This is a genomic window from Mesorhizobium sp. M4B.F.Ca.ET.203.01.1.1 (genome assembly GCF_004791025.1).
Classification (GTDB): domain Bacteria; phylum Pseudomonadota; class Alphaproteobacteria; order Rhizobiales; family Rhizobiaceae; genus Mesorhizobium; species Mesorhizobium abyssinicae.
Genome location: NZ_SRUO01000019.1, coordinates 31,318 through 43,432, shown reverse-complemented (window position 1 = coordinate 43,432; position 12,115 = coordinate 31,318). Strand labels below are relative to the sequence as shown.

At 61.4% G+C, this 12,115-nt stretch carries 12 protein-coding genes; all 12 read left to right on the top strand.

What is annotated here, in order from left to right; all coding sequences use genetic code 11:
- Positions 1 to 172 precede the first annotated feature (172 nt).
- Positions 173 to 2,197, top strand: coding sequence for a conjugal transfer protein TraG (locus EN846_RS28655; protein ID WP_095520376.1), 2,025 nt, complete (start codon positions 173 to 175; stop codon positions 2,195 to 2,197).
- 116 nt (positions 2,198 to 2,313) lie between these two features.
- On the top strand, positions 2,314 to 2,727 hold the full coding sequence (locus EN846_RS28650) for a CopG family transcriptional regulator (protein WP_095488561.1): 414 nt from the start codon (positions 2,314 to 2,316) through the stop codon (positions 2,725 to 2,727).
- Positions 2,724 to 3,692 carry a P-type conjugative transfer ATPase TrbB gene (trbB, locus tag EN846_RS28645; protein ID WP_095520373.1) on the top strand — a complete coding sequence of 323 codons (969 nt, stop codon included), beginning with the start codon at positions 2,724 to 2,726 and terminating at the stop codon, positions 3,690 to 3,692. Before EN846_RS28650 ends, trbB begins: the two co-directional genes overlap by 4 nt.
- 12 nt (positions 3,693 to 3,704) lie before the next feature.
- The gene (locus EN846_RS28640; RefSeq protein ID WP_024502851.1) at positions 3,705 to 4,013 is read left to right on the top strand and encodes a TrbC/VirB2 family protein; all 309 of its coding nucleotides are present in this window, start codon (positions 3,705 to 3,707) and stop codon (positions 4,011 to 4,013) included.
- Positions 4,013 to 4,285, top strand: a complete 273-nt coding sequence (locus EN846_RS28635) for a VirB3 family type IV secretion system protein (protein ID WP_024502852.1) — start codon at positions 4,013 to 4,015, stop codon at positions 4,283 to 4,285. Before EN846_RS28640 ends, EN846_RS28635 begins: the two co-directional genes overlap by 1 nt.
- Complete coding sequence (gene trbE, locus EN846_RS28630; protein WP_095520372.1) at positions 4,279 to 6,729, top strand: conjugal transfer protein TrbE; 2,451 nt, start codon at positions 4,279 to 4,281, stop codon at positions 6,727 to 6,729. The genes EN846_RS28635 and trbE overlap by 7 nt, the downstream gene beginning before the upstream one ends.
- Positions 6,726 to 7,451: a P-type conjugative transfer protein TrbJ gene (trbJ, locus tag EN846_RS28625; protein ID WP_095520371.1), complete on the top strand. Its 726-nt coding sequence runs from the start codon at positions 6,726 to 6,728 to the stop codon at positions 7,449 to 7,451. The genes trbE and trbJ overlap by 4 nt, the downstream gene beginning before the upstream one ends.
- 33 nt (positions 7,452 to 7,484) lie before the next feature.
- Positions 7,485 to 8,807 carry a P-type conjugative transfer protein TrbL gene (gene trbL / locus EN846_RS28620; protein WP_135913939.1) on the top strand — a complete coding sequence of 441 codons (1,323 nt, stop codon included), beginning with the start codon at positions 7,485 to 7,487 and terminating at the stop codon, positions 8,805 to 8,807.
- Positions 8,808 to 9,539 (top strand): conjugal transfer protein TrbF, encoded by a 732-nt coding sequence (trbF, locus tag EN846_RS28615; protein WP_095520370.1) that lies wholly within the window; start codon positions 8,808 to 8,810, stop codon positions 9,537 to 9,539. It abuts the gene before it with no gap.
- On the top strand, positions 9,529 to 10,554 hold the full coding sequence (gene trbG, locus EN846_RS28610) for a P-type conjugative transfer protein TrbG (protein WP_029354945.1): 1,026 nt from the start codon (positions 9,529 to 9,531) through the stop codon (positions 10,552 to 10,554). Before trbF ends, trbG begins: the two co-directional genes overlap by 11 nt.
- Positions 10,555 to 10,565: 11 nt before the next feature.
- Positions 10,566 to 11,780 carry a TrbI/VirB10 family protein gene (locus tag EN846_RS28605; protein ID WP_091595787.1) on the top strand — a complete coding sequence of 405 codons (1,215 nt, stop codon included), beginning with the start codon at positions 10,566 to 10,568 and terminating at the stop codon, positions 11,778 to 11,780.
- Between the two features lie 12 nt (positions 11,781 to 11,792).
- The gene (locus tag EN846_RS28600) at positions 11,793 to 12,035 is read left to right on the top strand and encodes a DUF2274 domain-containing protein (protein ID WP_029354949.1); all 243 of its coding nucleotides are present in this window, start codon (positions 11,793 to 11,795) and stop codon (positions 12,033 to 12,035) included.
- Positions 12,036 to 12,115 lie beyond the last annotated feature (80 nt).

Here is a 12,115-nt window from a genome sequence, read left to right as displayed (position 1 = left end):
GGGTGAATGGAAAGGATGGAGTGGCGGATGGTGTCGCGTGAAGGCGCAACACGCGTGCTGACCGACCTGATACGTAGGAAGTCGTTCATTGCTCCCAAATCGTATGTGAGGAACATTCCTGTCCCGGCTGCGCCGCGCGATGCTAGGTCGCGTTGTTCAGCGGGCCAAGCCGATGACACCTACGAAGCTACTGATCGGGCAGATCGCCGTTGTGTGCGCAATTGTCATTATCGGCGTATGGACGGCAACCCAATGGTGCGCTCAAATGCTGACCTACCAGACGCCTCTCGGCGCACCATGGTTTCTCTTCGCCGGCTGGCCAATCTACAAGCCGTGGAAGCTGTTTGAATGGTGGTTCCACTTCGATGCTTATGCGCCGGAGGTCTTCGACAAAGCCGGTACGCTTGCAGGCGCCAGCGGATTCCTGGGCTGTGCCGCCGCAATCGCTGGCTCGCTTTTGCGCGCGCGACAGCGCGGGTCGGTTACGACCTATGGGTCTTCACGGTGGGCCACGACTCATGAGGTCGAGACGGCAGGGTTGTTACGGCCGGCGGGCGTTTTCCTCGGTAGGCTGAACGATCGCTATCTGCGCCATGACGGCCCGGAGCACGTCATGGCATTTGCGCCGACGCGTTCGGGCAAGGGCGTGGGGCTGGTTGTTCCAACGCTACTTTCCTGGACCGGGTCTGCCATCATTCATGATATAAAAGGCGAAAATTGGCAGTTGACCTCCGGCTGGCGGTCGAAATTCTCGTACTGCCTTCTGTTCAATCCGACCGACCCGAGATCGGCACGCTACAACCCGCTGCTGGAGGTGCGCAAAGGCCCAGATGAGATCCGGGACGTTCAAAACATCGCCGACATCCTCGTCGATCCCGAGGGCGCGCTGGAGCGACGGAACCACTGGGAGAAGACCAGCCATTCACTCCTAGTTGGCGCCATTTTGCACGTGCTCTACGCTGAAGAGGACAAGACGCTGGCCCGCGTCGCCACCTTCCTGTCGGACCCGCAACGCTCGTTTGCCGCAACGCTACGGCGGATGATGACGACAAACCATCTCGGGACGGGGCATAACCCTCAGGTCCATCCCGTAGTGGCCTCGGCGGCTCGCGAACTCCTGAACAAGTCGGAAAACGAGCGCTCAGGCGTCCTCTCGACCGCCATGTCCTTTCTCGGGCTTTATCGTGATCCAACGGTCGCGGCGGCCACTTCGTCCTGCGACTGGCGCATCGCTGACCTAGTGGGTGGAGAGCGACCGCTGTCGCTCTATCTGGTCGTGCCGCCTTCGGATATCTCGCGCACCAAGCCTTTGGTGCGACTGATCTTGAACCAGATCGGCAGGCGGTTGACGGAGCGTCTGGAGGGGGACCCGAAGAAGAGCCGTAAGCATCAGCTGCTCATGATGCTGGACGAGTTTCCGGCGCTCGGTCGCCTCGACTTCTTCGAAACGGCGCTCGCCTTCATGGCAGGTTATGGCATTCGCTCCTATCTGATCGCACAATCTTTGAACCAGGTTTCAAAGGCCTATGGCGAGAACAATGCTATTCTCGACAATTGCCACGTGCGAATTGCCTTTTCCTCCAATGACGAACGCACGGCCAAGCGCATCTCGGATGCCCTCGGCACCGCAACCGAACTTAGGTCGATGCGCAACTATGCGGGCCATCGGCTTGCGCCCTGGCTTTCACATGTCATGGTGAGCCGCCAGGAAACCGCGCGCCCGCTCCTGACGCCAGGCGAGGTGATGCAATTGCCGCCGTCAGACGAATTGGTCCTGGTTTCTGGGTTGCCGCCGATCCGCGCCAAGAAGCTGCGCTATTATCAGGATCAGAATTTCACAGATCGGGTGCTGCCTGCGCCGGTGCTGCACGACGGGCCCTATGCGGACTGCCCTGCATCACGCCCGGACGGCTGGACTGGACAAGTGTGCAGCGTCGATAGCCGACTTGCTGCGGACGAGGAAAGCGCCGACGCGCCAGTTGAAGACGAGGGAGGCGTTCAGCAGCAACGCCATCCAAGCCTGCCCGAAGAAGACGTTGTTGTCTCTCAAGAGCCCGATCAGGCCGATCTGTACAAGCCCGCAGACGATGACAGCGAAGCGCTCGCGGACAAGCGTGTCATGGATCGGATTTCCACTGCGGCCCGCGCCTACGGTATCAACGAGGGCAGGGGCGACGATGTCATTCCCGGCTTCTGAAGTCCGCTGAGTTGCAGAGCGCACCTCAGCGTAGATAACGGCCATAAGCAATTTTGAGCGTCTGGCCGATGCTTCTCCCGTCGCCGGCGCAACGCCGGGCCGTCGGAACGAGCCGCATGAAGCCGCACCGCATTCGCCATCAGTTTCTGCTTGAGCCGGAGCTCAGCGAGAAACTGGACAACCTCAGTCGCGATCCGTCAACGACCAAATCAGCGATCGTGGCGAAGGCGATCGAGGCGTTCATCGAGCGGCGTGGCGAGAGCGAGTTCGATCGGCGCTACGGCGTAAGGCTTGACCGGCTCTCCCGCGATCTTGCCCACGTCAGGCGCGATTCCGAGGTGATCCTGGAGAGCCTGGCGCTCTTCATCCGCTTTTCGATCACCCTTCATGCCCACACGCCGGTCCCGGATCGGGCAACGCAGGCTATTGCCCAAGAGCGTTTCGAGAAATTCGTTGAGAAGGTCGGCCGCCAGATCGCTTCCGGCAAAAAGTCGCTTAGCAAAGACAATGGTGGGGGAGGGGAAGGATGAGCTCTCATCCCGAGGCCGACCACCGGCGGCGTGTCATGCTACGCACCGCCATGGGTCCGGCAATCACCGAAGCCCTGGCCGATCCGTCCGTCATCGAGGTGATGGTCAATCCCGACGGCGCGCTGCGACTCGACCGGTTAGGCGAAGGTCGGGTCGATACCGACGTTCACATGCACCCGTCCGAGGCAGAACGTATCATCCGCCTGGTTGCTTCGCACGTGCGCGCCGAGGCGCACGCCGACAACCCGATCGTCAGTGCCGAATTGCCGTCTGGCGAACGCTTCGAAGGCCTGCTGCCACCTGTGGTGTTGGCGCCATGTTTTGCCATCCGCAAGCCCGCCGCGAAAGTCTACACCCTGGCCGACTATGTTGCCGAACGCATCATGCTGCCGCTGCAGGCCGATGCGCTGAAAAAGGCCGTCCGCGAGCGGCGCAACATGCTGATCGCCGGCGGCACTTCCTCGGGGAAGACAACACTCGCCAACACTCTGCTGGCTGAAGTCGCCGAATGCGACGATCGGGTGATCCTGATCGAGGACACACGCGAACTGCAGTGCGCGGCCAGGGACTGCGTTGCCCTGAGAACGAGGCGGGGCTCGGTCACCCTTGCCGATCTCGTGCGCTCGACGCTGAGGCTCAGGCCGGACCGCATCATCGTGGGCGAGGTGAGGGGCGCGGAAGCGCTCGACATGCTGAAGGCATGGAACACCGGGCACCCAGGCGGCATCGCTACCGTACACGCCAATTCCGCGCGCTCGGCTCTCTATCGCATTGAGCAACTCGCCCAGGAAGCGGTGGTCACCGTTCCCCGCCGGCTCATCGCTGAGGCGATAGATCTGATCGTCTTTATAGCGGGACGCGGCTCGTCGCGCCACATCGACGCAATCGCCGAGGTCACCGGTCTCGACGGCAGCGGCGATTACGCCGTTGCCCCGCTCACGCTTTCGCAACTCCAGCAGCTTTGAAAGGCCTTCCTCATGCGCAAGAAGCTTCGCTTTCTTTCGTCCACAGCGCTCGCGTTTCTTATCACGGCCCCCGTTTATGCGGCCGGCTCCGGCATGCCGTGGGAGCAGCCGCTGCAGCAGATCCTGGAGTCGGTGCAGGGACCGGTCGCCAAGATCGTTGCGGTGATCATCATTATCACCACCGGCCTGACGCTTGCCTTCGGCGACACCGCCGGTGGTTTTCGGCGCCTGATTCAGATCGTCTTCGGTCTGTCGATCGCCTTCGCGGCATCGAGCTTCTTCCTCTCCTTCTTCTCCTTCGGTGGTGGGGCGCTCGTCTGATGGCCGCCGGGGAGCAGCATATCGAGGGCTTCGCAGTACCGGTCCACCGGGCGCTGACCGAGCCGATCCTGCTCGGCGGGGCTCCGCGCGCGGTGGCGATCCTCAACGGTACAGTGGCCGCGGCCATTGGCTTCGGCTTGCAGCAATGGATTGCTGGTCTGGTGCTTTGGATCGCGGGCCACTCGTTAGCGGTCTTTGCCGCAAGACGCGATCCGGACTTCGCCAGCGTGCTTGTGCGCCACCTTCGTCTGAAGGGGTGGCTTGCATGCTGAACCTTTCGGAATATCGAAGCAAAGCCGACCGGCTTGCCGACCATCTGCCCTGGGCTGCCTTGGTGGCGCCCGGCATCATGCTCAACAAGGACGGCAGCTTTCAGCGGACGTTGCGGTTCCGCGGCCCGGATCTCGAAAGTGCGACGGAGGCTGAACTCGTCGGCATTTGCGGCCGGGCGAACAATGCTCTCAGACGCCTTGGCTCTGGCTGGGCATTGTTCTTTGAGGCCGAGCGCATAGAAGCGCTGGGCTATCCGAACTCGCATTTTCCTGACGCCGCGTCGTGGCTGGTCGACGAAGAACGCCGCGCTGCTTTCGAGGGGAAGGTAGCGCACTACGAGAGCCGCTATCATGTGACCTTAGTGTTTATGCCACCGCCCGACGCCCAGGCGCGCGCGGAAAGCGCGCTCGTCGACTCTCATTATTCCCAAGGAGAAAGAGACTGGCGCCAGGATCTGGCGAGGTTCCGTGACGAGACCAACCGCGTGCTCGATCTCTTCTCGGGTTTCATGCCCGAAGTACGCGTCCTCGATGATGCTCAGACGTTGACCTATCTCCACGGCACGATTTCGCCTCGACGCCATCCTATCATCGTCCCGGAAACGCCGATATATCTGGATGCCATCCTGGTCGATGCGCCGCTTGCCGGTGGCCTGGAGCCGATGCTGGGTGAGCAGCATCTTCGCACACTGACCATCCTCGGCTTTCCGAACCTCACCCGGCCCGGGATTCTCGATGCCCTCAATCATCAGGATTTCGCCTATCGCTGGATGACGCGCTTCATTCCGCTCGAGAAAACGGAAGCCACGAAGACGCTGACGCGGTTGCGCCGGCAGTGGTTTGCCAAGCGCAAATCGATCGTGGCAATCCTACGCGAGGTCATTACCAACGAGCCGGTCCCGCTTGTCGACAGCGATGCCGACAACAAGGCGCTCGATGCCGACGAAGCCCTTCAGGCATTGGGCGGCGATCATGTGAGCTTCGGCTATCTCACCACGACCGTGACGGTGTGGGGCGAGGATCGCCAAGCCGCTGCAGAGAAGCTTCGCGCGGTCGAGCGCATCATCAATGGGATCGGTTTCACCACGATCCGAGAAGGCGTCAATGCGGTCGAGGCTTGGCTCGGCTCATTGCCTGGCCATGTCTACGCTAACGTTCGCCAACCGCTCGTTCATACTTTGAACCTTGCCCATCTCATGCCGCTGTCGTCGGTTTGGGCCGGTCCTGCGACAAACGAGTATCTCGCGAAAGTCACCCAAACCGAAGCGCCACCGCTTCTCGTTGCCGAGACCAGCGGGTCGACACCGTTTCGGCTTTCCACCCACGTCGAAGATGTCGGCCACATGCTGGCTGTTGGTCCGACCGGCGCCGGCAAGTCGGTTCTGCTTGCTCTGATTGCTCTGCAGTTCAGGCGCTATGCCGGCGCCCAGGTTTATGTCTTCGACAAAGGCAATTCGGCCCGTGCTGCAACACTTGCCATGGGTGGAGAACACCACGCGCTAGGAGCGGACAGTTCCCTTGCCTTTCAGCCACTGCGCAGCATCAACGACCAGGCTAGCCGAAGCTGGGCGGCCGAATGGATCGCCAGCCTTATTGCCTACGAGAACGTCACCGTCACGCCGGAGGTGAAGGAGGCTATCTGGTCAGCGCTGGCCAGCCTTGCCACCGCGCCGGCGCAGGAACGCACACTGACCGGCCTTTCGGTCCTGCTTCAATCCAATGCGCTGAAGTCCGCATTGATGCCCTACACGCTCGACGGTCCCTTCGGCCGCCTGCTCGATGCCGATCATGATGGGCTGGCCTTGTCGGATGTGCAGTGTTTCGAGACCGAGGAGCTGATGCACAGCCAAGGCGCTTTGCTGCCGGTGCTTACCTATCTGTTCCAGCGACTTGAGGAACGGTTCGACGGACGGCCCACGCTGATCATGCTCGACGAGGCGTGGGTCTATCTCGACAATCCGCTGTTCGCCGCCCGCATCCGCGAATGGCTGAAGGTGCTGCGAAAGAAGAACGTGTCGGTTGTCTTCGCTACGCAGTCGCTGGCTGATATCGCGGGCTCTGCCATAGCGCCGGCAATCATCGAAAGCTGCCCGCAGCGCATTTTCCTTCCCAATGATCGTGCCGTGGAACCCCAGGCGCGCACAGCCTACGAACGCTTCGGTTTAAGCGAGCGGCAGATCGAATTGATCGCCCGCGCCACGCCGAAGCGTCAGTATTATCTGCAATCGCGCCGCGGCAACCGTCTGTTCGAGCTCGGGCTTGGCCCCATCGCTCTTGCGCTTTGCGGTGCTTCCGATCCGGCCACGCAGACTCTGATCGACAGGATCCTGTCCGAAGACGGGCAAGGCAGCTTTGCCTCGCAGTTCCTGATCGCGCGCGGCCTCGATTGGGCCGGCGAACTTCTCAAGCAATTCCCTCAACCAGACAAGGAGCAATTAGCATGATGCGGCGACGCCTTCTCTCCGGCCTGATCACCGTTTCCCTGATCGCCAAGCCTATGGCCGACTATGTGCAGCCCGCCTACGCCCTTATCGTGTTCGATCCGTCCAATTATGCGCAGAACGTGCTGACGGCCGCGCGCGCCCTGGAGCAGATCAACAACCAGATCCAGTCGCTGCAGAATCAGGCGACCATGCTGCAGAACATGGCGCGCAATCTTCACCGTCTGGATTTCTCTTCCGTTGGCCAACTCACCGGTTCGCTCCATCGCATCGACGGCTTGATGGACCAGGCGAGTGGCCTCAGCTTTGATCTGGGCAAGCTTCAAGACCAGTGGCGCAGCCAATATCCGGAAAGCTACGACGCCACGATCAAGGTCAGCGATGTGGCGAGTGCTGCGCGCGAGCGTTGGCAAAGCGCCATGCAGGCGTTCCGCCAGACCATGGGGGTCCAGTCGCAAATCGTCGAGAACGTCCGCGCCGACGGCGATCTGCTCGCCGATCTCGTCAACCGCAGCCAAGGGGCGGCCGGTGCGCTTCAGGCAAGCCAGGCCACCAACCAGCTGATGGCGCTTTCGACAAAGCAGCAGATGCAGATCCAGACGCTGCTCGCAACGCAGTTTCGAGCTGAGGCCGAGGATGCCGCCCGCAAGGCCCAGTCAGAGGAAGCCGCCCGCGAGATGACGAAGCGATTCTTGGGTACCGGCTCGGCTTATCCCGGCAATTAATCACGAGTTCATCACGACGAGGAAGGCAGCGGCATGAACGACCTTGGCGTCATCGATCGCTTCATGGAGACCTTCATCCGCTACATCGACAGCGGGTTCGGTCTGCTCTCGGGCGACGTCGCCTTCCTCACTACCATTCTGATCGGCATTGACATCACACTTGCCGGCCTGGCGTGGGCGCTCGGCGAGGAGACCAGCGTTCTCGGCCGGCTTGTCCGCAAGGTGCTCTATGTTGGCGTCTTCGCCTTCATCCTGAACAATTTCAAGAACCTCGCCGATATCATTTATCGTTCTTTTGCCGGTCTCGGGATTAATGCGTCGGCCGGCAATCTGTCGGCAGACAATCTCCTGCGCCCGGGCCGCATTGCCGCGACCGGTTTCGAAGGTGCTTGGCCAATGCTTGACCAAGCCAGTCAGTTCCTGGGCTTCCCGGAAATCTTCGGCAACGCACTGACCATCTTCGTGCTGCTGATGGCCTGGTTCCTGGTCATCATCGCCTTCTTCATCCTTTCCATCCAGCTTTTCATCACCATCCTTGAGTTCAAGCTCACCACGCTGGCAGGTTTTGTTTTGGTTCCATTCGCACTTTGGAACCGTTCAGCGTTCCTGGCCGAACGCGTGCTCGGCCATGTTATCTCGTCAGGCATCAAGGTGATGGTGCTCGCCGTCATTGTCGGCATCGGCTCCACGCTCTTCGGGGAGTTCGCTTCCGCATTGCAAGGCAAGGAGCCGGATCTGGCCGCTGCCATGTCCCAGGTACTGGGCGCACTGGCACTGCTTGGCCTTGGCATTTTTGGGCCGGGGATCGCGTCGGGTCTTGTCTCAGGCGCACCGCAGCTTGGCGCGGGCGCCGCCCTCGGCACGACCGCGGCGGCAGCGGGTGTATCACTCGTTGCTGGAGGCACGGCATTTTCTGGCGCGCGTATGGCAACCAGCGGCGGTCTCGCCGCCATCCGCGCCGGCACAACAATGGGATCGGCTGCTTCCACGTCCTGGCAGATCGGGCGCGCAACCTCGCCCGACGTTGGCTTCTCCGGTGTGGCTGCTGGAATGCATGGTGTAACCAGTGCCGCTGGCGGCGCCGCTATACGCGTAGCGCGATCCGCCACTGCAAGTGTTGGGCGCAACGCCGATGCCGGGCGCGATGCCGCGTGGACCGCGACCGGCGGCACGCCGACCGCGTCAATGACCGAGCGCTCTGCCGGTTCGGCCACTGTTTCGGCGCCGACGTGGGCAAGGCGCCTACGTTCTGAACAGACCGCCCGTGCACATCGCCACGCTGCCATGCAAGCTGTCCGAGACGGAGACCGGCCGGGAGGCAGCGCCAACCCCTCTCTCAACGACAAGGATGACTAGATGCTCTTCAAGCGACCCGTGCACCGTTACGGCAAAACACCCGAACCGGTCACGCCGTATCAAAAAGCCGCCCAGCTGTGGGACGAGCGCATCGGCTCATCTCGACTGCAGGCCAGGAACTGGCGGCTCATGGCCCTTGGGTGCCTGGCCTTGGCGACCGGACTTTCCGGCGGACTCGTATGGCAGTCGATGCAAAGCCGTGTCGTGCCTTACGTCGTCGAGGTCGATGGCTTCGGCGAGACGCGCGCCGTCGCGCCGGCAATCCGGAATTATGAGCCCTCGGATGCTCAGATCGCCTGGCATCTCGGCCGCTTCATCCAGAATGTCCGTTCCGTTTCCACCGATCCGGTTTTGGTACGGCAGAACTGGTTCGCAGCTTACGACTTTGCTAGCGATCGCGCAGCGCTCTTCCTCAACGAATACGCCAAGGCGAACGACCCCTTCGGTCAGATCGGAACGCGCAGTGTCTCGGTACAGGTCACCAGCGTGGTCAGGGCCTCCGAAAGTTCATTCCAGGTCAAATGGACCGAGCAGGTGTTTGAGCGCGGAAGCCTTGCCAGCACGATGCGCTGGACTGCGATCCTCACGATCGTGATCCGCTCGCCAAGCAATACGGATCAGCTGCGCAAGAATCCGCTCGGCGTCTTCATCAACGCCATTGACTGGTCACGCGAGCTCGACAGCGCCGTCCCACCCCCCCTTTCTCCGACGGAGTCCACCAATGAAAGATAAAATGTCACCGATTCGTGCCGTGCTGATCCTATCGGTGTCGGCAGCGGTAGTTTCCGCTTGTGCATCGAAGAAGGTGCCGCCGCCTGAGATTTCCTATGACGCTGCTGACTTCAAACCGGCCGCGATCGAGAAGGCGCCGGAGAGGCCGATTAGAATTGTCGAGGTGCCAAAACCACTGCCGCTGCCTGGCCAATTGCAGCCCGAGTCCGGCAAGGCCGAGGACAAGCGCCCCCCTGAAGAACGCGTCGCTGATGCCAACAAAGCCGCGACCCAGCAACCCACCAAGTACGGGTATGTTAATGCCGTGCAAGTCTACCCCTTCACCGATGGCGCGCTTTATCAGCTCTATGCCGCGCCGGAGCGCGTGACCGACATCGCTCTGCAGCCGGGCGAGAAACTAACCGCCGTGTCGGCTGGCGACACCGTGCGCTGGGTCATAGGCGATACCGCAAGCGGCACCGGTGACAATCAGCGCACCCATGTTCTGGTGAAACCCTTCGCGCCGGGTCTTGCCACCAATGTCGTCATTACGACGGACCGGCGGACCTATCATTTGCAGCTTCAAAGCACCGAGAAGACAGCAATGGCGGCAATCTCCTGGACCTACAGCCAAGACCAGATCATCGCGCTTCGCCAGCGCAATGCTCAAGCCGAGGCAGTTACACCGGTCGCGTCGAATATCGCGCTCGAAAACCTTCGCTTTCGCTACTCGATCAGTGGCGACACACCGCCCTGGAGACCGACGCGAGCCTTCGACGACGGCAGCAAGGTCTATATTGAGTTCCCTCGTCGCATAGATCAGGGCGAGGCGCCACCACTCTTCATCGTCGGCGCAGATGGGAGCAGCGAGCTCGTCAACTATCGCGTGCGCGGCAACTATTACATCGTCGATCGGCTCTTCGCCGCGGCCGAACTTCGCCTCGGCACCAAGCAGCAGCAGGTGATCCGCATCAGCAGGATTGACGACAGGCAACCGCTACGGCGGATCTCGCTCTTTTCGCGTTCCAGCCGGTGAGGTGAGGGCTCATGATCGAAAATTCCCGCTCTGGCATCCCGCCGAAACTGGATCCCGAGGAACTGCAGCTTCGGGCCTCTCCCCGCCGCGTGGTGCGGTTCAGGCGCGGTGTGATCATCGCGATCGCAGCGCTCGGATCCGGCGCTGTGTTCGGCGTTGCCATGATGGCGCTCCAGGGGCCGGCCCTTCGCATCAGGGATCAGGCGGAAGATCCCTACAGCACTGAGCGCAAACCAACCGTCGAGGGACTCGATACGCTTCCCCATGACTATTCCGGCATGAAGCCGAAGCCTCCCGTCCTTGGGCCACCTTTGCCGGGCGACCTCGGTCGCCCCATCCTCGAGCGGCAGCGCCAGCTCGGCATCGTGCCGGGTCAAGACATCTCGGCCGAGGAGCAGCGTCTAGCGCAGCAGGCGATCGAAGCGCGTGAATCGCAGGTGCTTTTCCGCGTCGAAAATCGAGCTCAACAGACAGATGTCGGTGAGAGCGTGCAAACTGCTCAGCATCCATTTGAGGCACTTCCCCAATCCGAAGCAGCACGCGCGTCTGCCTCGGTGGCGCCGGCGGAAGGCGACCAGAACAATCAGCAGCGAAAGCTTGATTTCCTCAGCCAGCGGAGCACTGGCGGGATCTACAATCCGCATGCGCTGCAGACGCCGATCTCGCCGTATCAACTGATGGCTGGCAGCGTGATTGCCGCCAGCCTGATCACCGGCATCAATTCCGATTTGCCGGGCCTTGTCGTCGCGCAAGTCACCGAGAATGTGCACGACACGGTCACGGGCAACATATTGCTGATTCCGCAGGGCTCACGTCTTATCGGCGTCTACGACAGCGTCGTCGCGTTCGGGCAAAAGCGAGCGCTGCTGGTCTGGCAGCGCATTCTGCTGCCCGACGGCTCGTCGGTCGAAATCGACAATCTGCCCGCGAGCGACACCGCCGGCTACGCAGGGCTGGAAGACAAAGTCGATTTCCACACCTGGCAGCTGATCAAGGGGGTGGCGCTTGCCACATTGCTCGGTGTCGGCACGGAATTCAGCCTCGGCGAAAACGAGAGCGATCTGGTCAAGGCGATCCGGGAATCAGCCCAGCAGAACGCCAGTCGAGCCGGCCAGCGCATCACCGAAAAAAACCTCAATATCCAGCCCACCATCATCGTCCGCCCAGGTTGGCCACTGCGCGTCATCGTGCACAAGGACATCGTGCTGCGGCCATACGCGAGTTGAGCAGGAGTTACCATGGCTGACCTGAAACTTGGAAAGCTTCCAGACCGAACAGCTTCGAAGATCACCATTACCGTCAGCGCGGAGCTGGGCCAAACACTCAAGGAGTATGCTGCACTTTACCGTCAGACCTATCGTCAGTCTGAAACCGTGGCAGAACTCATCCCTTTCATGCTGGCGGCGTTTCTGGAAGGCGACCGAGCCTTTGCCAAGGCCCGAAAAGAAGGTCTGCCGACGGAGCTTGCCGAAAAATCGTGACTCCTCCGCTAGAGGCAGCTGGAACATTGCCTAGCTGTCGCGGCCTACCTGCTCCTCGCGAAGCATAGGATCAAACACCT

Bases quoted from the DNA above. Each gene is read 5' to 3' on its own strand.
- trbG (WP_029354945.1), top strand. From the start codon at position 9,529: ATGAAAGATAAAATGTCACCGATTCGTGCCGTGCTGATCCTATCGGTG.
- trbB (WP_095520373.1), top strand. From the start codon at position 2,724: ATGAGCTCTCATCCCGAGGCCGACCACCGGCGGCGTGTCATGCTACGC.
- EN846_RS28650 (WP_095488561.1), top strand. From the start codon at position 2,314: ATGAAGCCGCACCGCATTCGCCATCAGTTTCTGCTTGAGCCGGAGCTC.
- trbF (WP_095520370.1), top strand. From the start codon at position 8,808: ATGCTCTTCAAGCGACCCGTGCACCGTTACGGCAAAACACCCGAACCG.
- trbL (WP_135913939.1), top strand. From the start codon at position 7,485: ATGAACGACCTTGGCGTCATCGATCGCTTCATGGAGACCTTCATCCGC.
- EN846_RS28655 (WP_095520376.1), top strand. From the start codon at position 173: ATGACACCTACGAAGCTACTGATCGGGCAGATCGCCGTTGTGTGCGCA.
- trbJ (WP_095520371.1), top strand. From the start codon at position 6,726: ATGATGCGGCGACGCCTTCTCTCCGGCCTGATCACCGTTTCCCTGATC.
- EN846_RS28640 (WP_024502851.1), top strand. From the start codon at position 3,705: ATGCGCAAGAAGCTTCGCTTTCTTTCGTCCACAGCGCTCGCGTTTCTT.
- EN846_RS28605 (WP_091595787.1), top strand. From the start codon at position 10,566: ATGATCGAAAATTCCCGCTCTGGCATCCCGCCGAAACTGGATCCCGAG.
- trbE (WP_095520372.1), top strand. From the start codon at position 4,279: ATGCTGAACCTTTCGGAATATCGAAGCAAAGCCGACCGGCTTGCCGAC.
- EN846_RS28635 (WP_024502852.1), top strand. From the start codon at position 4,013: ATGGCCGCCGGGGAGCAGCATATCGAGGGCTTCGCAGTACCGGTCCAC.
- EN846_RS28600 (WP_029354949.1), top strand. From the start codon at position 11,793: ATGGCTGACCTGAAACTTGGAAAGCTTCCAGACCGAACAGCTTCGAAG.